Source organism: Nocardioides sp. zg-1308, from assembly GCF_013155375.1.
GTDB lineage: Bacteria > Actinomycetota > Actinomycetes > Propionibacteriales > Nocardioidaceae > Nocardioides > Nocardioides renjunii.
In genome coordinates this window covers 722,883-745,640 of record NZ_JABJQY010000004.1, presented here as the reverse complement: position 1 = coordinate 745,640, position 22,758 = coordinate 722,883, and the positions used below count along the sequence as shown (strand labels likewise).

Here is a 22,758-nt window from a genome sequence, read left to right as displayed (position 1 = left end):
CATTCCTCCCGTGAGTGCCCAGGCCCCTTCCGCTGTCATCCTCGTCCGCGCGACGAGCTTCGTCCCCAACCCGGCGACGGCTGCCGACAACGCCTTCCAGGCCGACGCCCCTCCCGGGCAGTCCGACGAGGCCACGTCGGCGAAGGCCGTCGCGGAGATGGACGCGCTGGCCGCGGCGCTGCGGGAGGCCGGCGTACGGGTCCACGTCTTCGACGACGACGACCACACCCGCCCCGACAGCGTGTTCCCCAACAACTGGCTGTCCACCCACGCGGGAGGCACCGTCGCGGTCTACCCGATGTATGCCTCCAACCGCCGCCACGAGCGGCGCGCCGACGTCCTCGAGATGCTCAAGTCGGAGTACCGCGTGCAGACCGTCGTCGACTACTCCGGGCTCGAGCCCGACGGCGTCTTCCTCGAGGGCACCGGCGCGATGGTGCTCGACCACGTCTCCCGCGTGGCCTACACCGCTAAGAGCCACCGCGCCGACGTGACGGTGCTGGAGCGCTTCTGCACGGACTTCAACTACGAGCCGATGGCCTTCGACGCGATCGACTCCGACGGCGTGCCCGTCTACCACACCAACGTGATCGCGTGCGTCGGCACGGAGGTCGCGATGATCGCCCTCGAGATGATCCCCGACGAGCACCGGCGCGAGCAGGTCTGCGAGCGGCTCGCGGTCACCGGCCGCACCGTCATCGAGCTCACCGAGGAGCAGATCCGCGAGTTCGCCGGCAACGCCGTCGAGCTGTGCGGTCGTACGTCGACGGGCAAGCGCCGCTACGTCATGGCCATGTCGGCCCGGGCCAAGCGCTCGCTGCGGCCCGACCAGGTGGCGGCCATCGAGGAGTCGTGCGAGATCGTCGCCGTCGACATCCCGACCATCGAGCTGGCCGGCGGCTCCGTGCGGTGCATGATCGCCGGAATCCACCTCGACCGCCGTCCGCCACTGGCCGAGGCCGAGCTCACCGAGGCGGTGGCCGCGATCAACGAGGACAACCCGGTCACGCCCGACGGCCGCTACGTGGCCATGGCCGACGCCTGAGCCTCGTTCTCGAGGATCGGGCGGAGCCGCGACGGGTCCTGCTCAGACTGGGCTCGTGGGCGAGGAGCCGCGCACCGGTCCTCAGGTCGCGAGCTGCACGAGCAGCACGAGGTTGAGCGCGATGATCGCCCCGGCGGCGAGGGCTCCCGCGACGGTCGTGACCCGGCGGTTGACCAGGGAGCCCATCACGTCGCGGCGCGCGGTGAACCACACCAGCGGCACGAGCGCGAACGGGATGCCGAAGGACAGCACGACCTGCGAGGCGACCAGCGCCTGCGTGGGGTCGATGCCGACGGCCAGCACCACGACGGCCGGGAGCAGCGTGACCAGCCGGCGCACCGCCAGGGGGATGCGTCGCCGGATGAAGCCCTCCATGATCACCTGTCCCGACAGGGTGCCGACGCTGCTGGAGGCGAACCCCGAGGCCAGCAGGCCGAGGGCGAACAGCAGCGCGGCGGCCTGCCCGAGGGTCTGCCCGAGGGCGGCGTGGGCGCCCTCGATGGTGTCGATGCCCCGGCCGGACAGCGCCGACGCGGCGACGAGCAGCAGGGAGAGGTTCATCAGCCCGGCGATGGTCATCGCGACGACCACGTCGACACGCTGGCCGCGCATCACCGTGCGTCGCTCGGCCTCGGACCGGGCGTGCAGCCGCTCGCTGGTGAGGGCGCTGTGGAGGTAGATGGCGTGCGGCATGACGGTGGCGCCGAGCATGCCGGCGGCCAGCATCACGCTGTCGGCCCCCGCGAAGCGGGGCAGGGTGCCGTCGAGCACCGCGATCGCGTCGACGCCGCTGATCGCGACGTCGTAGACGAACCCGACCAGGATGACGCCGAGCAGGCCGACGATCACCGTTTCGAAGTGCCGGTGGCCGGTGCCCTTGAGCGCCAGCAGCGCGAAGGCGACCAGCGCGGTGATGGTGCCGCCGGCGAGCAGCGGGAGGTCGAAGAGCAGCTTGAGCGCGAGCGCGCCGCCGACGACCTCGGCGAGGTCGGTGGCGATGGCGACCAGCTCCGCCTGGCCCCACAGTCCGCGGACGACCGGACGGGGCAGGTGCGCCCGGCACAGGGCGGGCAGGCTCATGCCGGTGGCGACGCCGGCCTTGGCGGAGAGGTACTGGATGAGCATCGCCATCACGTTGCTGACGACCACCACCCAGACGAGGAGGTAGCCGTAGGCCGAGCCGGCGGCGATGTTGGTGGCGAAGTTGCCCGGGTCGACATAGGCGACCGCCGTGACGAACGCGGGGCCGAGCAGCGGCCACAGGCGGGTGGATCGGCGCCGGGCACCCGTGCCCCCGGTGCCCGGGCCCGCCGGACCCGTGGCCCGGCGCGTCGGGGGAGCGGCGTACCGCTTCGTCTGGAACACCTCAGCCCTCGTTCCACGGGTCGACCTGGGCGAGGGTGCGGGTGCGGCGTCGCCGGTCGATCAGCCGCGTGACCACCTCGGCCAGGACGAACAGCACCATCATCGGGACGGCGAGCATGAGCATCGAGAACGGGTCGGTGGAGGGGGTGGCGATCGCGGCGAACACCACGGTGCCCATCAGGATGATCGAGCGGTGCCGGCCGAGCTGGGCGCCGGTGACGACCCCCGCGAGGTTGAGCAGCACCAGGAAGAAGGGCAGCTCGACGGCGAGCCCGAAGACCAGGAGCATCCGGGTGAAGAACGAGAAGTAGTCGCCGAACTCGACCAGGTTGTCGAGGCCGTCCGGGGTGAAGCCGATGAGCACGCCGAGCCCCTTGGGGAGCACGTAGTAGCCCAGGGCCACACCGCCGATGAAGAGCGGACCCGCCACGATGGCGAAGACCCGCGACCACCGCTTCTCCCGCTCCAGCAGGCCCGGCACGACGAACGCCCACGCCTGCCAGAGCCAGTAGGGGCTGGCAGCCATGAGCGCGGCGACGCCGCACAGCTTGAGGTGCAGCATCAGCGGTCCCGTGGCACCGGCGACGTACGCCGTCGTGGTGGTGTCGGCGCCGACCAGGTCGCGGGCCTGGTTGTAGGGACCGAGGACGAGGGACAGGAGCGGGTCGAAGAAGAGCAGGGAGACGAAGAACGCCACCACCAGGACGAGCGCGGACCGGATGAGCCTGGCCCGCAGCTCGCGCAGGTGGTCAGCCAGGGTCATGTGCCCGGCCGAGGCACCGGGTCGGCTGGGGGAGACCCGCAGCACGGAGACGGCAGTGGCGATCGACATCGGTGGCTCCCGTCAGCCGCGGGGTGCGTCGTGCTCGCGGGGCGTCTCGACGACGGGCGTCTCGACGATGACCGGCTCGGACACGGCGTGCGCGGCGCGTACGCCGTCCTGGTGGCCGACCGCGTGGTCGACCTTGTGGTCGACCTTGTGGTCGTCCTTGTGGTCGTCCTTGTCGCCGTCCATGAGTCCCTTGGTCTCGGACTTGAAGATGCGCAGCGCCTGGCCGGAGCCGCGGGCGAGCTCGGGCAGCTTGGAGGCCCCGAACAGCAGGACCAGGACGGCCAGGATGATGAGCAGCTCCATGCCGCCCAGCCCGCCGACCAGGAGGGTCGTGGTCGTGGAAGTCATGCGGTCTTCCTTTCATCGGGTGTGGCGTGGGGGACGAGCTCAGGCTCGAGCTCGTCGTCGTCCTCGTCCGTGTCGGCCGGGTCGTCACGCTCGGCGAGCGCTTCCTCGACCTGGCGGCGGATGAGCTCGCGCGGGTTCAGGTCGCGCAGCTCGAGGTCGGAGTACTCCTCCCCGAGGGAGGAGCGGAGGTCGTCGCGCACGGAGTCGCTCATGCGCTTGGCGGTCTTGATGCCCTGCGCCAGCTGCTTGGCGAGGCCGGGCAGCTTGTCGGGGCCCATCAGCACGACTGCGAAGAAGGCGATGACCGCGAGCTCGGGCAGTCCGATGCCGAACATGGCGTGTCCTCTCGTCGGCTCGGGGTGGCCCGGGCACCACAGGGGTGCCCGGGCCACCGGGAGCGGTCAGGCCCGGTGCCGGGGGTGCTGCTGGTGCAGCACCCGGTCGACCTCGCGGGACCAGTGGTCCGGCCGCAGCGCGGCGTGGTGCAGGGCGGGGTGCGTGGCCAGCCACGCGGCGCGGAGCACCACGAGGCCGAGCAGCAGCATCCCGACCAGCTCGATCGCCGGCACGACGATCACGCGCTCTTGTTGATGACGCCGTTGACGCCGTCGGGGAAGAACCCGCCCTTGGTGACGGACTTCGGGTTGAGGTAGACCACGTTGAGCACCTCGCCGGCCGAGCGGCTGAAGGCGATGCCGTTGCCGTCGACGGGCGTGATGTTGGCCGACGTGGCGTTGCCGATGGGCTGGTCCCGGTTGCCCTTGCCGTCCAGGCTGTCGCGGGCGTTGGAGATGGCCCGGGCAGCGTCCTGCAGGTCCTTGGAGTAGAGGGCCGAGCGGACGAGGCCGGCGTGGTAGGCCTCGACGGCCAGGATGCCCGCGGCGGCCTCCAGGTAGGTCTTGTTGGAGATCAGCGGGGCCGCGCCCTTGTAGGCCGTGACGCCGACGTCCTCGAAGAGGTAGGCCGCCAGGAGGAAGTTGTTCTCGTTGGCGAACGGGTCGAAGGTCTGGCCGGCCTGGATCAGCCCGGCCGCCGTGGCGGCCGCGGTGAAGCTGGACTGCAGGTCGATCGTGGGTCGGGCGACCTTGGCGCTGCCCAGCGCCTTGCGGAGGAACTCGACGTGGTGGAGCTCGTCCCACGCGATCTCCTTGGCGTAGTTGTAGATCGCCGGCGTCTGGAAGGGGACCTTCTTGCCGCCGACCACGCCGCCCTTCTTGCCCTTGCCCGACGTCAGCTTGTCGTCGATGCCGCGGCCGTAGAAGGCGTAGGAGTAGAACTCCGCCTCGAGGTACTCGAGGTTGAGGGCGAAGTTGAGGACCGCGCCGTCGCTGATCGCGGCGGCCTGCGCGGGCGCCGCGGTCGCGCCACCGAGGGCTCCGGCTCCGACCATGCCGAGACCGGCGACGCCGGCCGACTTGAGGAACAGGCGGCGGTCCGTCTCGTTCTCCGCGCTCCGGTTGATCATGTCTGTGATGACTGCCTTGCCGAACATGCGTACTCCATCCAGTGGCTCTGCGCTCAAGGACGCCCAGCCTCTGGCGACCCCGCCGGGACTGTGGCCCGGCTGGTGTGACGCAGGGCATTCGGCGTGACGGGGCCCGGCGGATTGGATGGTGTGCCGGGTTCACACCCGCGCGGGTGAAGGGGAGCGCTCCGAGTCGTAGAGCCGGAAGAGCCAGTACGCCGCCACCGCGCACAGCAGGTGCCACGCGGCGTGGCCCTGCAGCACCGAGTCCGGGTCGCACCAGCCGGCGTTGCTGAGCAGCCAGATGGCGAAGGCCAGGAGCATCGCCGCGAGCGCGACCACGCCGTGGCGGAAGGCGATGACCGTGTCCCCACGACGCCAGATCCGGGTCTCGAGGACGACGGCCACGACGAGGAGGACGCCGAAGGCGAGGTTGCCGGAGTAGTGCACGACGGGGATCGGCTCGGGCCACAGGCCGACGACCTCGCAGGCGGCGACGCAGGCGACGTACGCCGCCGCGAACGCCGCCGGGCCGCGGCGGGTCCAGCGCACCCATGCCCACGACGACGCGAAGCCGGCGACGAGGTACATGCTCAGCATGTCGAGGTGGCCGCCCCACTCGGTCTGGGTGGCGTGCATCGCCGCGGACGCGGGGCCGAGCAGCACGACGACGCAGGCGTAGGCGGTGGCGACCGCGGTGGGCATGACGCGTGGCGACGTGGCGCTGTCCGGCGGCCGGTGCGCGGCGCGGCCGGCGACCAGGAGCCCGGCGACGACGAAGCCGAGGTTCGACAGGGTGTTGACCGGCTGGCGGACCCAGCCGCCGTGCGGCGCCTCGCAGAAGTCGGCCCCGCGTCCGACGTCGGGGCCGAGCCAGCCGCCGCCGACGGCAAGGGCCAGCAGTGCCGTGGAGACAACGGCGACTGCGCCGGTGACCACCAGGGGACGGGTCATGGCGCGATCGTAGGGCGCCCGGGGCGCGGGCCCCGGACGCACGAGGCCCCGCCGGCGGTGTCGCCGGCGGGGCCTGTGGTGTAGCGGGTGGTCAGGCGCCCTGCGTCACCGGCTGCGCGTCACCTGCACGACGGTGGGTCGCGGGCCGCTGAACTGCCCGGCAGCGGGTGCGCCGCCGGCCGGGACGAAGTCGGGGAAGCGCGACTGCGGCGCGTCCCAGGTCCCGTCCTCACCGGGGTGCTGCACGGCGACGAAGACGGAGCCGTCGCGGTCGTGGACCACGGGTCCGCACGTCTCGGCCCCCGACGGGACGGCCAGGAACTGCTGGACCCGGCCACGCTCGGGACCCTCGACCGGCACCTTGAAGAGGCCGTCGCTGACCTTGATGGCGCTGGGCTGGCCGTCGGTCGAGACCCAGAGGTTGCCCTCGCTGTCGAAGGCGACGTTGTCGGGGCAGGAGATCGGGGAGACGGGCCCGGTCCAGCCGCCGAAGTAGGTGCCGGCGGAGGCCGCGTCGCCGCAGATCAGCAGCAGGTTCCAGGTGAACTGGTCGACGGTGTGGTCGCCGTCGGCCGGGATCAGCTCCACCACGTGGCCGTCCTTGTTCAGCGGGCGCGGGTTGGGCTCGGTCGGCCCCTCCTTGCCCACCTTGCCGCGGTCGGTGTTGTTGGTGCAGGCCACGTAGACCCGGCCGCTGTGCCGGCTCGGCTCGACGTCCTCGGGACGGTCCATCTTGGTGGGCTGCACGGCGTCGGCGGCCAGCCGCGTGTAGACCAGCACCTCCTCGATCGTGAAGCCGGGCACCATCGACTGGCCGTCGCGGGTGAGGGGGAGCCACTCGCCGGTGCCGTCGCTGACGCCGTCCTCGAGGCCGTCACCGGTGAAACGGGCCACCGACAGGTCGCCCTCGCTGAGCAGGCGCAGGTTGTGGCGGCGGGCCCACCAGCTGTTGCCCGGACGGATCCGGTCGCGGGACACGAAGCGGTAGAGGTAGTCGAAGCGCTCGTCGTCGCCCATGTAGGCCACCACGTGGCCGTCGCGGTTGACGATGACGTTGGCGCCCTCGTGCTTGAAGCGACCCATCGCGGTGTGCTTCACGGGCGTGGAGGTCGGGTCGGTCGGGTCGACCTCGACGATCCAGCCGAACCGGTTGGGCTCGTGGACGAAGTCGGGGGAGGTCGCGTCCCAGCGCGGGTCGAGCGAGCGCCAGTTGCGGGTGTCCTGGGTCGCGGAGAGGCCGTAGCGGGCCTCCTTGGGGTCGGTGCCGGTGGCGCGGAAGTACTGGTTGAAGTTCTCCTCGCCCGACAGCACCGTGCCCCACGGCGTCGTGCCGCCCGCGCAGTTGTTGATCGTCCCGCGCACGACCCGGCCCGTCGGGTCCTCCTTGGTCGTCAGCAGCTCCGAGCCGGCGGCGGGACCGTCGACGGCGAAGGGCGTGTCGAGGGTGATCCGGCGGTTCAGCCGGGCGCCGGGGACGTACGTCCACTTCTCGCCGCGCCGGCGGCGCCGCAGCTCGACCACGGACATGCCGTGCGCCGCCCAGGCCGTGCGGATGATGGTCGCCGGGTCGGTGCCGGGCGGGAACATGATGTTCTCGTTGGTGTACTCGTGGTTGCACACGAGCAGGGCGCTGGTGCCGGAGCGGCTGGTCTCGATGATGTCGAGGTAGTCGTTGTTGTAGCCGAACTGGCCGGCCTGCGCCTCGGGGGACTGGCGGGCCTGGTCGAAGGCGGGCGCGCCGCGCAGGATCGGGTCGCCCCAGCGGAGGATCGGGTCCCAGCGGTAGCCGGCCGGCACGCTCACGGTGTCGACGGTGACCGCGGCGGGGGCGATGGCCGTGAACGGGAGGCCGTGCGCGCCACCGCCGTGGCCGTTCCCGTGCCCGTGGCCGCCACCCTTGCCGGGCTTCGCGGCGGCGGGGAGCGCCGGCACCGCGGTGAGGGCGGCGACGGCCACACCCGTGCCGACCACGGAGCGGCGGCTCAGCGCCTGGGCGGCGACGTCGCGGAAGTAGGACGTCTCGGTGGTGTTGGGGGCGGCCAGGGAGCAGGCGTCACCGCAGCGGAGGTGGCAGGTGACCGCGCTCCGGTTGCCGTGCGTCTGGCCGGCCATCGGGAGCAGGGTCGGGCTCGTGCGAAGAGTCATGGGGGGACTTTCCGAGGAGAGGTGATCGGACGCCCCGACTCTGGTCATCCCGGTCGCCCCGCGGAGGGCGGGGAGGTGGACGGTCGGTGAACAGCGGTCGGCCGCTCCGCGAAGCGGCTGCGGGGGTCAGCGGCGGTGTGCGCCGCGCAGCCGTACGTCGACCCAGACCAGGCGGTGGTCGCTCGCCGGGAACGGGTAGACGCCCACCAGGCGGCTGAAGAGCGGGTCGCTGGTCGGCAGCCAGTAGACGCCGGCGCCGCGGACCTGGAGCGTACGGCTGGGCAGGACGTAGTCGGCGCGGAGGTTGCCCGGCCCCCTGCCGACGAGGTCGTCGAAGTCGGCGGTGTCCTCGGCGTCCGGGCCGGTGTGCGTCAGGTTGGCGCCGGCCTGGAGCCGGGCCTGCTCGACGGCGCCCGTGGACGTCGGGTGCGGGTCCTGGACGCGCGGGTGGTCGAGGAGCTGGTTGATCGCCTCGTCGACCGAGTCGCCGTCGTAGGGGTCGGCGTTCTGGTCTCCGGCGATCACGAAGTGCCGGTGGCGCTCGAGGCCGCCGCGCCGGCCCTCGTCGTCGTAGATGTAGCCGGCCTGCCGGCCACCGCTGACGTAGTCGGCCCAGAAGCGGATCTCGTCGTGGTTGCGCGTGCCGTTGCGGTCCTCGGTGCCGTCGAAGGTCGGCGGCGTCGGGTGCGAGACGAGGAAGTGCACGGGCTCGCGACCCGGCACCCGGATCGGCACGTCCCAGTGCGACTTCGACGAGAGCCGGAAGACGTCGAGCTCGGCGGGGGAGTACCAGTCCCGCGGCGCGGGCGTGGCGGGGTCGTCCGGGAGCAGCGCCCCGGGCATGTCCTTCCAGAGGAAGTCCTGGAAGGTGCGGACGTCGTCCGAGGCGATCGGGTACTTGGAGTAGACGACCATCCCGTACTGGCCGGGGAACGTGCCGAAGCCGTACGCGTCGTTGCCGCCCTCGACGGTCCCGCTGTTGTCGAGGTCGAGGCCGCTCGGGACGCCGGTGTTGACCGGGGCGACGAAGTAGTAGGGGTAGTCGACCGGCGCGGCGCCGTTGTGGCCGACCTCGAGGTAGTTCTCGCGGAACAGCTCGGCCGCCACGCCGCCCTCGACGTAGTCGAACTCGTTGATCAGCAGCACGTCGGGGTCGGTGCGCTGGATCGTCTCCGCCACGGCGGCGGCCTGCGGGTCGTCGGGTGTCGAGAGGTCGCTGACGAGCTCGCCCGCGGTCAGGCGGTTGAGTGAGGCGTTGAAGGTCGAGAAGCGGAGCTCGGCGTGCTTCGGGCCGTGCCCGTGGCCGTGGCCGTGGCCGTGGCCGTTCCCGTGGCCGTGCCCGTGGCCGCCTCCGGGTCCTCCGGCGTCGGCGGGGAGCGCCAGCCCGGCGACGGCGAGGGCGGCGGTGGTGGCCGCGGTGGCGAGGCTCGTGACGAGGGAGGGGCGGGTGCGCATGGGGAGGACCTTCCGAGTGGGGGTCCGGCCAACCTACGACGGGGCGCGACGGGCCGGGAAGGCGCCGGGGGAGGCGTTGGCGGAGGTCTCACCTCGTGTTCAGCGGGTGGTCACCTGGCGCCTGCGGTCGTGGGGTCCGCGCGGTTCCTCGCCACGAGGATCGCGGAAGATCCGAGCCATCTGGTGACCCGGATCTTCCGCGATCCGCCGGCGGTCCCCGGATATCCGGTGACTCCAGAGGCCGGACCCCTGAGATGCTGGCGCCGTGATCCCCAGCCCTCGCCGTACGGCGCTGCTCCTGGTCGGCTGCGTCGTGCTGGGCACGGGCGTGGCGATGCTGCTGGCGGCCGACCTCGGCTCCGACGGCTACTCGACATTCGTCAACGGCCTCTCCCTCTCGAGCGGGATCGACTTCTGGATCGTCAACCTCGTCGTCGGGGTGCTGCTGGTCGCGCTCGCGGCCCTGCGGGGCGTCCGCCCGGGCGTCGGCACGGTGGTGCAGGTCGTGCTGGTCGGTGTGACGGTCTCGGTGGTGCTCGACCTGCTGGCGACGCCCGACGACCTGGTGTGGCGCTGCGTGCTGCTCGCGGCGGCGTTCCCGGTGCTCGCGGTCGGCATCGCGACCTACCTCGGCAGCCACACCGGGGCGGGGCCGGCCGAGGCCGCGGCGCTCGCCTGGGACCCGCCGGTGCCCTTCAAGTGGACCTACAGCATCGTGCAGGGCGGGGGTGCGCTGGGCGGCTGGCTGCTGGGTGCGACGGTCGGCGTGGGCACGCTCGCGGTGATCCTGCTCCTCGGTCCCGCGGTGGAGCTGACGGCCCGGATCCTGTCCCTCGAGATCCACCAGGAGACGGATCCCGCACGCGAGGACGCTGCCTAGGCTGGTCGGCATGCTGATCGCCGAAGAACTGTTCCTGCTCCTGCGTCGCGACGACGGCAAGGCCGAGAGCGCCACCGCGCAGAACGGCTACGGGCTCGCCGCCGCGGTCGTCACCGACCTCGTGCTGGCCGAGCGCATCACGCTCAGCGACGACAAGGACCCGCGGATGACCGTGACGGCGCCCCACCCGACCGGCCACCCCGTGCTCGACGCGGCGCTCGAGCGCCTTTGCGACCGCGACGGGAAGAAGCTGTCGTCGCTGGTCACCGACGGCAGGCTCGCCGCCGTGGAGCCGGTGGCGCTCGCGCTCCGCGACGCGGGGGTCGTCGACATCGAGGAGAAGCGGGCGCTCGGGCTGGTGCCGGCGAAGTACCCGGTGCGTGACCCCGAGCCCGAGCGGCGCGTGCGCGAGCGCCTGCGGACCGTGCTGGCGGGTGGTACGCCGCAGCCGGCGGACGCCACGCTGCTGGCGATCCTGCAGGGGCTGGGCATCGCAGCGAAGGTGCTCGAGGACGAGGCGGGCGGCCTCGGTCGCAAGGAGCTGAAGGCCCGGATCGAGGACGTCGCCACCCATGTGCAGGCAGGGACGGCGGTGGCGCGGGCGGTCGAGGCCATGAACACCGCGATCATGACCGCAGCGATCGTGCCCGTCATCATCTCGACGACCGGGAGCTGAGCCCGGGGCCGGGCTCGAGCCGCCCCGGACGTGCGTCGTGGGGCCGCAGCACACTGCGCAAGGGCTGCGACCCCACGACGGGAAGTGGGTCAGGCGGTCAGCTCGGCCGGCTCGCCGGAGCGGTCGGAGCCGTGCTGGGCGATCTCGATCTTGCGGGGCTTGGCCTTCTCCGCGACCGGCACGACCAGGCGCAGCACGCCGTCGGCGTACGCCGCCTCGATGCGGTCGAGGTCGAGGTTGTCGCCGAGCACGAGCTGGCGGCTGAAGGCACCCCTCGGGCGCTCCGAGGCGAGCGCCTCCCAGTCGCCGTTGCGGGCGACGCGCTCGGCGCGCACGGTCAGCACGTTGCGCTCGACGTCGAGGTCGATGCTGTCGCGGCTCACGCCGGGCAGGTCGAACTCGATGACGAAGCGGTCACCCTCGCGCCAGGCGTCCATCGGCATCACGGCCGGACGGTTGGTCGTGCCGAGCAGCTGCTGGGTCAGGCGGTCGAGGTCACGGAACGGGTCGGTCGTGCGAAGCAACATCGTCTCCTCCTTGGGTCAGCCGGGTGGTCCTCGCGGATCCACGACCTGTATTGCTGGATACAGGTTTGTTATAGCGCCGGCGTGAGGCATGATCAAGTCCTCAGCAGGATTTTCTGGTCGCGGCGGAGGAGGTCGGATGACGAGCAGCGACGACGGCGTCTACGCCATCTCGGTGGCCGCCTCCATGGTGTCGATGGAGATCCAGAACCTCCGCGTCTACGAGCGCCGCGGGCTCCTGACCCCGGGCCGGACCGCCGGCGGCACGCGCCTCTACAGCGCCGACGACGTCGAGCGGCTGGAGCGGATCCGCGACCTGCTGGCCGAGGGGCTCAACCTCGCGGGCATCGCCCGGGTGCTGGAGCTCGAGGACGAGGTGTCAGCGCTCCGCGGCGAGCTCGGCGAGCGACCCGACGCCGCGGAGTCAGCCTGACGCCGGACGGCTCGTCAGCACCCGGACGGCGAAGTCGGTGGTGAAGTCGTTGTCGAGGAACCCGACCACGCGGGTGACCCGGTCCAGGTCGAGGGGCAGCAGCCCGCGCGACCCCGGGACGTCGGGCGTGAGCCCGAGGTCGAGGTCGTGCCGCCCCGACATCATCTCGACGTTGAAGTCGTAGCGCTCGCGCGCGCCGGGCGCGGTGAGGCGGCGTACGACGGTCGCGCCGACGCGACGGCCGCCGGTCTCGGCCGACCAGTCGTCGAGGGCGTCGAGCAGCGCGTGCCCGCCGTTGTGGTCGATGTCGGCCCAGGCCGCGTCCATCGACCCGGCAACGTCGAGCAGGATCGCCGCCGTCTTCTCGCCGATCCCCTGGACGCCGGGCAGGTTGTCGCTGGAGTCGCCGCGGAGGGCGGCGAAGGCGAGGTAGTTGGCCGCACGGACGCCGTACATGTTGAACAAGCGCGCCGGGTTGAGCATGGGCGAGCCGTGGATGCCGCCGTCGATGAGCCGCAGCACCTGCGTGTGCGGACTGATGTGCGCGAAGGCGTCGCGGTCGGAGGTGATGATCACGCAGTCCCACCCGTGGGCCTCGGCCCACGTCGCGCCCGAGGCGTTGACGTCGTCGGCCTCGAGGCCCGGTGGCGTCAGCGTCGCCAGGCCGAGGGCGTCGAGGAGGGCGCCCGCGCGGTCGAGCTGGTCGACGAGCTCGGGGTCCTTCTCGGCGCGGCCGGCCTTGTAGTCGGGATAGGCCTCCCGGCGCACCGAGCCGGTGCGGTCGTCGAGGCCGAACAGGACGGCGTCGGGAGCGATCGTGTCGATCGACTCGAGGATCTGGCGCAGCATGCCCTGCAGGGCCCAGATCGGCCGGCCGTGGCGGTCCCGGAGGCCGGTGTGCGCCCGGGCGTGGTGGTTGCGGTGCAGCAGCGATGGTGCGTCGACGACCAGCAGCAGCCTGCGGGGGCGGGAGGCGGCTCGGGTCAGGGCGGGTCCGGTCATGGCGATCAGCCGTAGCCTAGGGGGTCCCTCACCGGGTCCGACCGGTCCCGACCCCCGCACCCCAGGGAGAGCACGCCTTGATCTTCATCACCGCCAAGTTCGCCGTCCGCCCCGAGCACGCCGACGCGTGGCCCGAGCTGTCCCGGTCGTTCACCGAGGCCACCCGCGCCGAGGAGGGCTGCCTGTGGTTCGACTGGTCGCGCAGCCTGGACGACCCCGACGAGTACGTCCTCGTGGAGGCGTTCCGCGACGGCGACGCGGGTGCGGCGCACGTCGGCTCCGAGCACTTCAGGGCGGCGCAGGCCGAGCTGCCGCGCTACCTCGCCGCGACGCCGCGGATCGTCAGCCACGAGGTCGACCAGGACGGCTGGTCGGAGCTGGGCGAGATGAAGGTCGACTGACCCGTCCACGGCGGCGGTCCGGCGGGACCGTCAGTCGGACACGTCGAGGACGTCGACGACCAGGCGCGGCGGGTCGGCGAGGCCGAACACGCGGAAGGGCCGCTCGTCCCCCTCGAGCCCGACGAGCACCTGCGTGTAGCCCTCGAACCAGCCGATGACGTGGACGTCGGCGATGTCGCCGGCCGGCCCGAGGCGTCGCGGGACCTCGAAGGAGCCCTCCTCGGGCAGGCCCGTCCCCGACGCGCTGACGTTGAGGACGCGATCGCCGCCGAGCGCGACCGCCTCACCGCTGCCCTCGGCGCGGGCACGCTCGACGTGGTTCACACCCCAACCCGGGGTGCCGGTGCCGCTGAACTCGAGCACCACCCGGTCGAAGCCGTCATGGTCGCCGAGTCGTACGTCCTCGAGCTGGAGGTCCCACTCGCCGGAGGGCCGGGCGTCCTGCGCGTCGCCGGGCGGCCCGAAGGGCGGACCCTCCGGCGCCGTGGACGGCGAGGTGGACCGCTCGTCCGCCGGGCCGGTCGGCGGGCCGCCGGCGGAGCTCGCCGCGGAGCCGTGGCCCGCGCCGGTCCCGCAGGCCGTCAGCAGGAGTGCGCCGAGCGTCGCCGACAGTGCCGCGCGGAGTCGTGGGGTCACGGTCGCAGCAGGACCTTGCCGCGGCGTCCCGGCTCGGCGCTGGCCCGCGCGGCGTCGGCGATCTCGTCGAGGCCGAAGACCTCCTCCACCGGCAGCGTCAGCGCGCCGGAGCCGATGCCGGAGACGAGCTCGCCCATCAGCGCGGCGCGCTTCTCCCGCGACATGGCTGCGAAGACCCTGCTGCCCCAGAAGCCCTTGATCGTGACCTGCTTGAAGATGACGTCCCCCGAGCCGATCTCGAGGGTCGGCGACGCCATCGCGCCGAAGACCACCAGCACGCCGTCGTCGGCGAGCAGGGAGACGACGTCGCCCGCGGCGCTGCCGCCGACCGAGTCGACCCCTGCCACGACCGGCGAGTCGCCGACGACGTCACGGACCCGGTCGCGCCACCCGTCGTCGTCGGTGGCGACCACGCGCTCGATGCCCTGCTCGCGCAGCTCCTCGACGCCGGCGGAGCGACGCACGAGCCCGAGCACGTGGACCCCGCGGGCCGCGGCGAGCTGGGCGACCAGGCGGCCGACCGCGCCGTTGGCGGCGTTCTGGACGATCCAGTCGCCCTCGGAGAGGTCGAGGAGGTCCAGCAGCGCGATCGCGCTGAACGGCATCGAGACGAGCTGGCAGGCGGCCTCGTCGCCGATCCCGTCGGGCACCGGCACCAGGCCGGCCGCCGGCGCCACGATGAGCTCGGCCCAAGCGCCGAAGCTGCCTCCGGTCGCCACCCGCTGGCCGACGGCGAGGTGCTCGACGCCCTCGCCCAGGGCCTCGACGACGCCGACGGCCTCGGTGCCGGCACGGGCGGGCATCTCCGGCTTGAAGCCGTAGCTGCCGCGCACGGTCCAGAGGTCGTGGTTGTGGATGGGGGAGAGCAGGACCCGCACGAGCGCCTGTCCCGGGCCGGGCTCGGGGTCCGGGACCTCCTGGACCGAGAGGACCCGGGCGGGGTCACCGAACTGGGGCTGGACGAGTGCACGCATGCCGCCAGTCAAACAGGTGGGCGCGCGGACCGGCGAGGCAGACTGGGGGCATGCCGCCGGAGCCGAAGACCTGCCAGTCCTGCGGGCGCACCATCGAGTGGCGCAAGAAGTGGGAGCGCGACTGGGACCAGGTGCGCTACTGCTCGACGTCGTGCCGCAAGCGTGGGGTGAGCGACGTCGACCGACGGCTGGAGGAGGCGATCACCGACCTGTTGGCCCAGCGCGCCGCGTCGGCGACGATCTGTCCGTCCGAGGCGGCCCGGCAGGTGGGCGGCGACGGTGACGCGTGGCGCGAGCTGATGGAGCCCGCCCGGCGGGCCGCCCGGCGCATGGTCGACCGCGGAGAGGTCGAGATCACCCAGGGTGGTCGGGTGGTCGACCCCTCCACGGCCAAGGGCCCGATCCGGATCAGGCGGCGTTAGCGGCCCGCCGGAGCCTCAGGCGCCGAGACGGCGGAAGGCGCGCACCGACAGCGGGACGAACACCGCCGTCAGCACGGCCGGCCAGGCGACCGCGAGGAGCAGGGCGTGGTCGGCCAGCAGGCCCTCGGTGATCCCGGTGGGGTTGCCGAACAGCTGACGGCACGCGGCGGCGGTGGCCGACACCGGGTTGAGGTCGGCGACGACGCCGAGCCACCCCGGCATCGTCTCGGGCGGGACGATGACGCCGGAGAGGAAGCCGATCGGCCAGACCAGCACCTGCACGGCCACCATCGCCCCCTCGGACCGGAACGCGAGCCCGAGGAAGATGCCGAGCCACAGCACCGCGAAGCGCAGCCACAGCAGCAGGCCGACGGCGACGAACGCGTCGAGCAGGCTGCCCGAGACGCTCCAGCCGATGAGCAGCCCGCCGCCCATCAGCACGGCCAGCTGGACCGCCGAGTTGAGCAGGTCGGCCATCGCCCGGCCGAGCGGGACCGCCACCCCGCTCATCGGCAGCGAGCGGAATCGGTCCATGACGCCGCGGCGGGAGTCGGTCGCCATCGCGGCCATCGTGCTCTCGACGCCGAACATCATCGACAGCGCGAGCATCCCTGGCAGCAGGTAGGCGAGGTAGTCACCGCCGCCCGGCAGCGCCACGGCACCACCGAAGAGGTAGCCGAAGACGAGGACCAGCATGACCGAGAACGCCATCCCGAAGACGGGCGTCCACGGGTCGCGGAGCCAGTGACGCAGGTCGCGACCGGTGACCAGCCAGCTCTCCCGGGCGGTGCTGGCGAGCGTGTGGGTGGGGGAGGTGTGGATGGTGCTCATCGGGCGGCTCCTTCGGTGACGGTGACGGTGTCCGCGACGGTGTCTGTCTCGGTGAGGTGGAGGAAGACCTCGTCCAGGGTGGGTTGGCGTACGTCGACCTCGACGCCGGTGATGCCGGCGCGGGCCAGCGACTCCCGGGCCGCACCGGCGTCGGCGCCGATCGGCAGGGTCAGCACGGGCTGGTCGCCCCCGAGCCGGCTCTTGAGCTCCGTCGGCGTCCCCTCGGCGACGACCCGACCGTCGCGCAGCACCGTGATGCGGTCGGCGAGGCGGTCGGCCTCCTCCATGTGCTGCGTCGTGAGCAGGACCGTGGTGCCCTCCGCGACGACCTCGCGCACCATGTCCCACACGTCGGCGCGGGCCCGCGGGTCGAGTCCGGTCGTCGGCTCGTCGAGGAAGAGCAGGACCGGACGCAGCACCAGGCCGGTGGCGATGTCGAGGCGGCGCCGCATGCCGCCGGAGTAGGTGGAGACCGGGCGGTCGGCGGCCTCGGTCAGGCCGAACCGCTCGAGCAGCTCCTCCGCACGGGCGCGGGCGGGCGCGTGGTGGAGGCCGTGCAGGCGGGCGAAGAGCACGAGGTTCTCACGCCCGTGGAGCTTCTCGTCGAGCGCGGGGGACTGGCCGACGAGGCCGACCGCCCGGCGGACGCCGGCCGGGTCGGTGCGCACGTCGCGCCCGGCCACGCTCACCTCGCCCTCGCCGATGCGGGTCAGGGTGGCACTGGTGCGCACCAAGGTGGTCTTGCCGGCGCCGTTGGGCCCGAGCAGGGCGTGCACGTGGCCGTGCTGCACGGTGAGGTCGACGCCGTCGAGCGCCACCGTCGAGCCGTAGGTCTTGCGCAGTCCGCGGATGGTCAGGGGAGCAGTGGACATCTCGTCCTCCTTGTTTCGTACGCTGTACGACGATGAACGCGCGGAGCCTAGCATTTGTTCCGTACGTTGTACGAGGTAGTTAGGATGGCCGGGTGACCGACCCCACCGCCGACCGTGCCCTGCCGCTCCTGTGGCGCGGGTCGGGCGCCGAGGGCGCGGCCCCGCGACGAGGCCCGCGCCCCAAGGTGTCGATCGACGACGTGGTCGACGCCGGGATCGAGGTCGCCGACGCCGCGGGCCTCGACACGCTGTCCATGCGCGGGCTCGCCCAGCGCCTCGGGATCGGCGCCATGACGGTCTACACCTACGTGCCCGGACGCGACGAGCTGATCGTGCTGATGACCGACCAGGTGCTGGGGCGGACCGAGCGACCGGCGCACCCCGACGACACGCGGCGGCGGCTGGAGGCGGTCGCCGAGGCGGCGTACGCCGAGTACTCCGCCCACCCGTGGCTGCTCGAGGTCGCCGGCCTGCGGGCCTGGCTGGGCCCGCACGCCGCCGACCGCTACGAGTGGCAGCTCACCGCGGTCGAGGGCCTCGGGCTCGACGACCTCGAGATGGACCGGACCGTCGCGCTGCTGGACGGCTGCGCCTCGTCCGCGGTCCGGGCCCGCCAGGAGGTCCGGCTGGCCGAGCGGAGCTCCGGTCTGACCGAGCTCCAGTGGTGGGAGGCCAACTACGAGCTGCTGGGCGAGCTGATGGCCGGGCGGAGCTATCCGCTGGCCGGCCGGGTGGGCACGGCGGCCGGGGAGGCCTACCAGGCGGCGAGCGACCCCGAGGGCCAGTTCCGCTTCTCCCTCGACCGGATCGTCGACGGCCTGCTGGTGCTCCTCGACCGATGAGCGACGGGTGGGTGGCGGCCCGCGTCGCCACCCGGGTCGCCGCCTGTGGTCACCGGGGGAGGGGGAGACCGTGCTCGATGATCTCGAAGGCGTCCGCGGCAGCGACGAAGTCCACGTCGAGCGGGTAGCCCGCGATCAGCAGCCCTCGCTCGAGCGCCTTGCCGGCCTCGGTCTCGTCGAGGCCGTGGAGATCCGTGAGGACGGTGCGGAGCTCGTTCGTCCACACCGGGCCCAAGGCAGGCAGGCCGAACGAGGGGGTGTTGCCCATGTGGGTCCTTCCGGAGCTGGTGGTCGCCCATCGCCCAGTATGCCCCGGGCCGGAGCATGCAGCAGCACGGCCCGGCCACCGCGACCCCTCGCCGGTGGGGCACTCACTCCTCGAAGAGCCGGTCCTCGGCCTCGCTCGAGGTGACCTCCAGCCTCAGGGCCAGCACCTGCTGCGGTGGCAGCCCGAGGCGGGACATGATGACCTGGACCTGCGGCAGCACCCAGCTGTAGGACTGCAGGGCGACGCGGTCGGCCTCGGTCCGCACGCGCACCCAGACCACGGGGTCACCCGCCCGATCGGGCAGCCAGTGCGCCTCGAGCACGCCGGCCGGGGCGAGCGAGGCCACGACCGGCAGCATCGCCGCGTCCGCGGCCCGTCGCAGCTCCTCGCTCACCCCCGCCACGCTAGCGGGTGCAGCGGCTCAGGACTCGAGCCTCTTCGCCACGTCGAGGACCCGCGTCACGAGGTGGTCGAGGGCGGTGTTGGCGGTGTCGTCGACCCCGCCCTGGCCCGTGACGACGCCGACGCCGTAGGGGTTGCCGTCGTTGAACTTGGTCTGGTCGGTGTAGCCGGGCGGCACGATGATCCCGCCGAAGTGGGCGAAGGTCGTGAGCATGGCCAGGATCGTCGTCTCCTGGCCCCCGTGCAGGGTCTGGCTGGAGGTGAAGGACGCGTAGACCTTGTCCGCCAGCCGGCCCTCCTGCCAGAGGGGTCCCAGGGTGTCGATGAAGGACTGGAGCTGGCTGGTGACGTGGCCGTAGCGGGTGCCGGAGCCCATGATCACGGCGTCGGCCCAGTCGAGGTCCTCGGGCTCGGCGACGGGCTGGTCGGCCACCGAGGCGGCGTGGGCCGCCCAGGCCTCGACGCCCTGCACGACCTCGTCGGGGGCGGTCTCGCGGACCCGGCGGAGGCGGACCTCGGCGCCGCGGGCCTCGGCGGTCTCGGCCATCCGTGTCGCCATCGTGTGAGCGGTGCCGTAGCTGGAGTAGTAGACGATCGCTAGCTTGGTCATACCTTGGACGCTAGCCGGGGACCGGTGGGCGGTCCCCGTCCGGGAGGGTGGGAGCGACGTGCGCACGACGGTCTTCACGAACGCAGCCGTCTTCGACGGGACGTCCTACCGCGGCCGCGTCGGCGATGTCGTGGTGGACGCCGGCCGGGTCGTCGCGGTCGGACCGGACCTCGCGCCCGCCGGGGCGGCGGTCGTCGACGTCGCCGGAGGCCTGCTGCTGCCCGGCTTCACCGACGCCCACGTCCATCCCGTGCAGGGCGGGCTCGAACGCCTCGGCTGCGACCTGAGCGGGCTCCCGGCCGACGCCGCCGCCTACGTGGCGCACGTCGCCGCCCATGCCGCCGCGCACCCGGACCAGGAGTGGGTGCAGGGCGGCGGCTGGGCGATGGCAGCCTTCCCGGGCGGGCTCCCGACCGCCTCCGCCCTCGACGAGGCGGTCGGGCCGCGGCCCGTGGCCCTCGCCAACCGCGACCACCACGGCATGTGGGTCAGCTCCCGGGCCCTCGAGCTGGCCGGCATCACTGCGGCGACCGCGGACCCTGCCGACGGCCGCATCGAGCGGGACGAGCACGGGCAGCCGACCGGGATGCTCCACGAGGGCGCCATGGACCTGCTGGCGGGCGTCCTGCCACCGGCGGACGACGCGCAGCTCCACGCCGCCCTCCTCGAGGGCCAGCGGCACCTCCACTCGCTCGGCGTCACCGGCTGGCAGGACGCGATCATCGGGGCGTACTCCGGCATGCGCGACGCCGGACCGACGTACGCCCGCGCGGCGGCGGGCGGCGACCTCACCGGCTCGGTGGTCGGGGCGCTCTGGTGGGACCGCGAGCGCGGCGCCGAGCAGGTGGCGGAGCTGGTGGCGCGGCGCGAGGCGTACTCGGTCGGCCGGTTCGCCGCGACGGCGGTGAAGATCATGCAGGACGGCGTGGCGGAGAACGGCACGGCGGCGCTCGTCGAGCCCTACCTCGACCGGTGCGGCCACGCCACGCGCAACACCGGGATCTCGTTCGTCGACCCCCGCGAGCTGCGCGGGCACGTGGCAGCGCTCGACGCACACGGGTTCCAGGTCCACGTCCACGGCCTCGGTGACCGGGCGGTGCGCGAGGCGCTCGACGCGCTCGATGGCACCGACCCCCGGCGGCGGCACCACGTCGCACACCTGCAGCTGGTCCACCCGGCCGATGTCCCGCGCTTCGGGGCGCTCGGGGTGGCGGCCAACATCCAGGCGCTCTGGGCCTGCCACGACGACCAGATGACCGAGCTCACCATCCCGTTCCTCGGGGAGGAGCGGGCTCGTCGGCAGTACCCCTTCGCCGACCTGCACGCCGCCGGCGCGCGGCTCGTCGCCGGAAGCGACTGGCCGGTGAGCACCCCCGACCCGCTGGCGGCGATCCACACCGCCGTGCACCGGACGTCGTACGACGAGCCGGGTCCCGCCGGCACGGACCCGTTCCACCCGGAGCAGGCGCTCGACGTCGAGGTGGCGTTCGCGGCGTACACGAGCGGGTCGGCCTGGGTGAACCACCGCGACGACGCCGGCAGGATCGCGCCCGGCGCGGTGGCCGACCTGGTGGTGCTGGACCGCGACCCGTTCACCGCACGGCACGAGATCGGTGCCGCGCGGGTCCGCTCCACCTGGATCGACGGGACGTGCGTCCACGAGGCGTGACTCGTCAGCAGGGTGTGTCCCGCGACCCCGGTGGGGTACTGCTCCGCCGACGTTGAGCAGTGGCGTGATGGACCCGCGTCCTGGAAGTGATCGACATGCGTGCCACTGGATCTCCTCCTCCCAGCCCGGTGGAGCAGGACCACCGCGCAGCCGCCGGTGACGGGCGCGCGCGGGGCTCAGGTGCCGCAGAAGGTCGTGTAGGCGCCGAAGGACTCGGGGGCGGGCAGGGCGTGCTGCTCGAGCCCCGGGCGCTCGTCGTAGGGCGAGGACACCGCCTCGAGCAGGCGCTCGAGGGGTGCGAGGTCGCCCGCCGTGGCCGCGGTCAGCGACTCCTCGACGAGGTGGTTGCGGGGGATGTAGACGGGGTTGACGCGGTCCATGGCCTCGGCGTCGGGCGACAGTGCCGACCACCGCTCCGCCCAGGCGTCGAAGCCGGCGAGGTCGAGCACGAGGCTGCGGGCCGGCTCGGCGTTCCCGCGTGCCGCCGCACCCAGGCCGCGGAAGAACGACGTGTGGTCGACGTGGTTGTCCTGCATGAGCGTGACGAGGTCCGTCACCAGCGGCGAGGCCGTCGCGTCGTCGGTGTCGGGGGACAGGCCGAGCTTGGCGCGCATGCCCGACGACCAGGCGGCGCTGTACTGGTCGCGGAAACGGCCCAGCGACTCGGTGGCGATCGCGACGGCGTCGTCCTGCTCGTCCGCCAAGAGCGGCAGCAGGGTCTCGGCGAAGCGGGCCAGGTTCCACTCGGCGACGACCGGCTGGTTGCCGTAGGCGTAGCGCCCGCCGGTGTCGATGGAGCTGAAGACGGTGGCGGGGTCGAAGACGTCGAGGAAGGCGCACGGGCCGTAGTCGATCGTCTCGCCGGAGATGGTCGTGTTGTCGGTGTTCATCACCCCGTGCACGAAGCCGACCAGCATCCACTGCGCCACCAGCGAGGCCTGGGCGGACACCACTGCCTCGAAGAGGGCGAGGTGCGGCTGCTCCGCCTCGGCGGCCACCGGGTGGTGGCGAGCGATGGCGTGGTCGGCGAGGCGGCGCAGGAGGTCGAGGTCGCCGGTGGAGCGGGCGTACTGGAAGGTCCCGACGCGCAGGTGGCTGCTGGCCACGCGCGCCAGCACCGCTCCCGGGAGCACGGTCTCGCGGTGCACCTCGCGCCCGGTCGCGACGACGGCGAGCGAGCGGGTGGTGGGGATGCCCAGGGCGTGCATGGCCTCGCTGACGACGTGCTCGCGCAGCATCGGACCCACGGCCGCCAGGCCGTCGCCGCCACGGGAGAACGGCGTTCGGCCCGAGCCCTTGAGGTGCAGGTCGCGCACGCGGCCGGAGCGGTCTCGCAGCTCCCCGACCAGCAATGCCCTGCCGTCGCCGAGCCGCGGGGAGTAGCCGCCGAACTGGTGGCCGGCGTACGCCTGGGCGACGGGGGTCGCTCTCTCGGGGACGCGGGTGCCGGTCAGCAGGCCGAGGCCGTCGTCGGTCCGCAGCCACGCCGGGTCGAGGCCGAGGTCCGCGGTCGCCGGCTCGTTGAGCACGAGCAGCCGCGGCTGCGGCGCCTCGAGGCCCTGCCACGGCATCGCGAGCTCGGGGAGCTCGCGCGCGAACTGGTCGTCCAGCGAGATGGTGGCCAGGGTCGTCGACTGTGCCTCGATCACCCCGTCGACGATACGTCGCGGACCTGAGCCGACCACCCCTCGGGGCGGGACGGGGTCG

At 72.9% G+C, this 22,758-nt stretch carries 27 protein-coding genes; 8 read left to right on the top strand and 19 right to left on the bottom strand.

What is annotated here, in order from left to right:
* Nucleotides 1-10 precede the first annotated feature (10 nt).
* Complete coding sequence (ctlX, locus tag HN031_RS18275; RefSeq protein WP_172273480.1) at nt 11-1,045, top strand: citrulline utilization hydrolase CtlX; 1,035 nt, start codon at nt 11-13, stop codon at nt 1,043-1,045.
* Between the two features lie 81 nt (nt 1,046-1,126).
* On the opposite strand, the gene HN031_RS18270 is transcribed toward ctlX, so the two are convergent.
* From HN031_RS18270 to HN031_RS18230, 9 genes are all read right to left on the bottom strand, one after another.
* Nucleotides 1,127-2,410 carry an Nramp family divalent metal transporter gene (locus tag HN031_RS18270; RefSeq protein WP_172273477.1) on the bottom strand — a complete coding sequence of 428 codons (1,284 nt, stop codon included), beginning with the start codon at nt 2,408-2,410 and terminating at the stop codon, nt 1,127-1,129.
* A 1-nt stretch (nt 2,411) separates the two neighbouring features.
* The gene (tatC, locus tag HN031_RS18265; protein ID WP_172273474.1) at nt 2,412-3,242 is read right to left on the bottom strand and encodes a twin-arginine translocase subunit TatC; all 831 of its coding nucleotides are present in this window, start codon (nt 3,240-3,242) and stop codon (nt 2,412-2,414) included.
* A gap of 12 nt (nt 3,243-3,254) precedes the next feature.
* On the bottom strand, nt 3,255-3,590 hold the full coding sequence (gene tatA, locus HN031_RS22070; protein ID WP_172273471.1) for a twin-arginine translocase TatA/TatE family subunit: 336 nt from the start codon (nt 3,588-3,590) through the stop codon (nt 3,255-3,257).
* Nucleotides 3,587-3,925 carry a twin-arginine translocase TatA/TatE family subunit gene (locus tag HN031_RS18255; protein ID WP_172273468.1) on the bottom strand — a complete coding sequence of 113 codons (339 nt, stop codon included), beginning with the start codon at nt 3,923-3,925 and terminating at the stop codon, nt 3,587-3,589. Before HN031_RS18255 ends, tatA begins: the two co-directional genes overlap by 4 nt.
* Before the next feature lie 66 nt (nt 3,926-3,991).
* Complete coding sequence (locus tag HN031_RS18250; RefSeq protein ID WP_172273465.1) at nt 3,992-4,168, bottom strand: hypothetical protein; 177 nt, start codon at nt 4,166-4,168, stop codon at nt 3,992-3,994.
* The gene (locus tag HN031_RS18245) at nt 4,165-5,082 is read right to left on the bottom strand and encodes a ferritin-like domain-containing protein (protein WP_172273462.1); all 918 of its coding nucleotides are present in this window, start codon (nt 5,080-5,082) and stop codon (nt 4,165-4,167) included. Before HN031_RS18245 ends, HN031_RS18250 begins: the two co-directional genes overlap by 4 nt.
* Before the next feature lie 132 nt (nt 5,083-5,214).
* The gene (locus HN031_RS18240; RefSeq protein WP_172273459.1) at nt 5,215-6,009 is read right to left on the bottom strand and encodes a ceramidase domain-containing protein; all 795 of its coding nucleotides are present in this window, start codon (nt 6,007-6,009) and stop codon (nt 5,215-5,217) included.
* Between the two features lie 105 nt (nt 6,010-6,114).
* Nucleotides 6,115-8,154: a PhoX family phosphatase gene (locus HN031_RS18235; RefSeq protein WP_172273456.1), complete on the bottom strand. Its 2,040-nt coding sequence runs from the start codon at nt 8,152-8,154 to the stop codon at nt 6,115-6,117.
* A gap of 126 nt (nt 8,155-8,280) precedes the next feature.
* Nucleotides 8,281-9,609 carry an endonuclease/exonuclease/phosphatase family protein gene (locus tag HN031_RS18230; protein WP_172273453.1) on the bottom strand — a complete coding sequence of 443 codons (1,329 nt, stop codon included), beginning with the start codon at nt 9,607-9,609 and terminating at the stop codon, nt 8,281-8,283.
* Between the two features lie 265 nt (nt 9,610-9,874).
* On the opposite strand from HN031_RS18230, the gene HN031_RS18225 reads away from it, so the two are divergent.
* Nucleotides 9,875-10,489 carry a hypothetical protein gene (locus HN031_RS18225; RefSeq protein WP_172273450.1) on the top strand — a complete coding sequence of 205 codons (615 nt, stop codon included), beginning with the start codon at nt 9,875-9,877 and terminating at the stop codon, nt 10,487-10,489.
* A 10-nt stretch (nt 10,490-10,499) separates the two neighbouring features.
* Nucleotides 10,500-11,165 (top strand): GPP34 family phosphoprotein, encoded by a 666-nt coding sequence (locus HN031_RS18220; RefSeq protein ID WP_172273447.1) that lies wholly within the window; start codon nt 10,500-10,502, stop codon nt 11,163-11,165.
* A gap of 89 nt (nt 11,166-11,254) precedes the next feature.
* Here HN031_RS18220 and HN031_RS18215 read toward each other — a convergent pair whose 3' ends face one another.
* A complete protein-coding gene (locus HN031_RS18215) occupies nt 11,255-11,692 on the bottom strand; it encodes an Hsp20/alpha crystallin family protein (protein WP_172273445.1) in 438 nt (145 codons plus the stop codon).
* Nucleotides 11,693-11,828: 136 nt separating this feature from the next.
* On the opposite strand from HN031_RS18215, the gene HN031_RS18210 reads away from it, so the two are divergent.
* A complete protein-coding gene (locus HN031_RS18210; RefSeq protein ID WP_172273443.1) occupies nt 11,829-12,122 on the top strand; it encodes a MerR family transcriptional regulator in 294 nt (97 codons plus the stop codon).
* Here the strand turns inward: HN031_RS18210 and HN031_RS18205 are convergent.
* Nucleotides 12,114-13,124, bottom strand: a complete 1,011-nt coding sequence (locus tag HN031_RS18205) for a 5'-3' exonuclease H3TH domain-containing protein (protein ID WP_172273441.1) — start codon at nt 13,122-13,124, stop codon at nt 12,114-12,116. The two genes, HN031_RS18210 and HN031_RS18205, sit on opposite strands and share 9 nt — an antisense overlap.
* Before the next feature lie 77 nt (nt 13,125-13,201).
* Here HN031_RS18205 and HN031_RS18200 point away from each other — a divergent pair, with 77 nt between their 5' ends.
* A complete protein-coding gene (locus tag HN031_RS18200; protein ID WP_172273439.1) occupies nt 13,202-13,525 on the top strand; it encodes a putative quinol monooxygenase in 324 nt (107 codons plus the stop codon).
* A 30-nt stretch (nt 13,526-13,555) separates the two neighbouring features.
* Here the strand turns inward: HN031_RS18200 and HN031_RS18195 are convergent, their stop codons facing one another.
* Nucleotides 13,556-14,161 carry a hypothetical protein gene (locus HN031_RS18195; protein WP_172273437.1) on the bottom strand — a complete coding sequence of 202 codons (606 nt, stop codon included), beginning with the start codon at nt 14,159-14,161 and terminating at the stop codon, nt 13,556-13,558.
* Entirely contained in the window at nt 14,158-15,135 is a 978-nt protein-coding gene (locus HN031_RS18190) for a zinc-binding dehydrogenase (protein ID WP_172273435.1), read from the bottom strand. The genes HN031_RS18195 and HN031_RS18190 overlap by 4 nt, the downstream gene beginning before the upstream one ends.
* Before the next feature lie 50 nt (nt 15,136-15,185).
* On the opposite strand from HN031_RS18190, the gene HN031_RS18185 reads away from it, so the two are divergent.
* Nucleotides 15,186-15,557 (top strand): DUF2256 and DUF3253 domain-containing protein, encoded by a 372-nt coding sequence (locus tag HN031_RS18185; RefSeq protein WP_172273433.1) that lies wholly within the window; start codon nt 15,186-15,188, stop codon nt 15,555-15,557.
* A gap of 15 nt (nt 15,558-15,572) precedes the next feature.
* On the opposite strand, the gene HN031_RS18180 is transcribed toward HN031_RS18185, so the two are convergent.
* Both HN031_RS18180 and HN031_RS18175 read right to left on the bottom strand, forming a co-directional pair.
* On the bottom strand, nt 15,573-16,388 hold the full coding sequence (locus HN031_RS18180) for an ABC transporter permease (RefSeq protein WP_172273431.1): 816 nt from the start codon (nt 16,386-16,388) through the stop codon (nt 15,573-15,575).
* Nucleotides 16,385-17,260: an ABC transporter ATP-binding protein gene (locus tag HN031_RS18175; RefSeq protein WP_172273429.1), complete on the bottom strand. Its 876-nt coding sequence runs from the start codon at nt 17,258-17,260 to the stop codon at nt 16,385-16,387. The genes HN031_RS18180 and HN031_RS18175 overlap by 4 nt, the downstream gene beginning before the upstream one ends.
* A gap of 92 nt (nt 17,261-17,352) precedes the next feature.
* Here HN031_RS18175 and HN031_RS18170 point away from each other — a divergent pair, with 92 nt between their 5' ends.
* Nucleotides 17,353-18,102 (top strand): TetR/AcrR family transcriptional regulator C-terminal domain-containing protein, encoded by a 750-nt coding sequence (locus HN031_RS18170; protein ID WP_172273427.1) that lies wholly within the window; start codon nt 17,353-17,355, stop codon nt 18,100-18,102.
* Between the two features lie 49 nt (nt 18,103-18,151).
* On the opposite strand, the gene HN031_RS18165 is transcribed toward HN031_RS18170, so the two are convergent.
* From HN031_RS18165 to wrbA, 3 genes are all read right to left on the bottom strand, one after another.
* Entirely contained in the window at nt 18,152-18,370 is a 219-nt protein-coding gene (locus tag HN031_RS18165; protein ID WP_172273425.1) for a hypothetical protein, read from the bottom strand.
* Between the two features lie 103 nt (nt 18,371-18,473).
* On the bottom strand, nt 18,474-18,764 hold the full coding sequence (locus HN031_RS18160; RefSeq protein ID WP_172273423.1) for a hypothetical protein: 291 nt from the start codon (nt 18,762-18,764) through the stop codon (nt 18,474-18,476).
* A 27-nt stretch (nt 18,765-18,791) separates the two neighbouring features.
* Nucleotides 18,792-19,382, bottom strand: a complete 591-nt coding sequence (gene wrbA / locus HN031_RS18155) for an NAD(P)H:quinone oxidoreductase (RefSeq protein WP_172273421.1) — start codon at nt 19,380-19,382, stop codon at nt 18,792-18,794.
* 58 nt (nt 19,383-19,440) lie between these two features.
* Between wrbA and HN031_RS18150 the strand changes: the two genes are divergently transcribed.
* Nucleotides 19,441-21,051, top strand: coding sequence for an amidohydrolase (locus tag HN031_RS18150; protein WP_172273419.1), 1,611 nt, complete (start codon nt 19,441-19,443; stop codon nt 21,049-21,051).
* Between the two features lie 176 nt (nt 21,052-21,227).
* Here the strand turns inward: HN031_RS18150 and HN031_RS18145 are convergent, their stop codons facing one another.
* Nucleotides 21,228-22,700 carry a YdiU family protein gene (locus HN031_RS18145; RefSeq protein ID WP_367650815.1) on the bottom strand — a complete coding sequence of 491 codons (1,473 nt, stop codon included), beginning with the start codon at nt 22,698-22,700 and terminating at the stop codon, nt 21,228-21,230.
* Nucleotides 22,701-22,758: the final 58 nt, after the last annotated feature.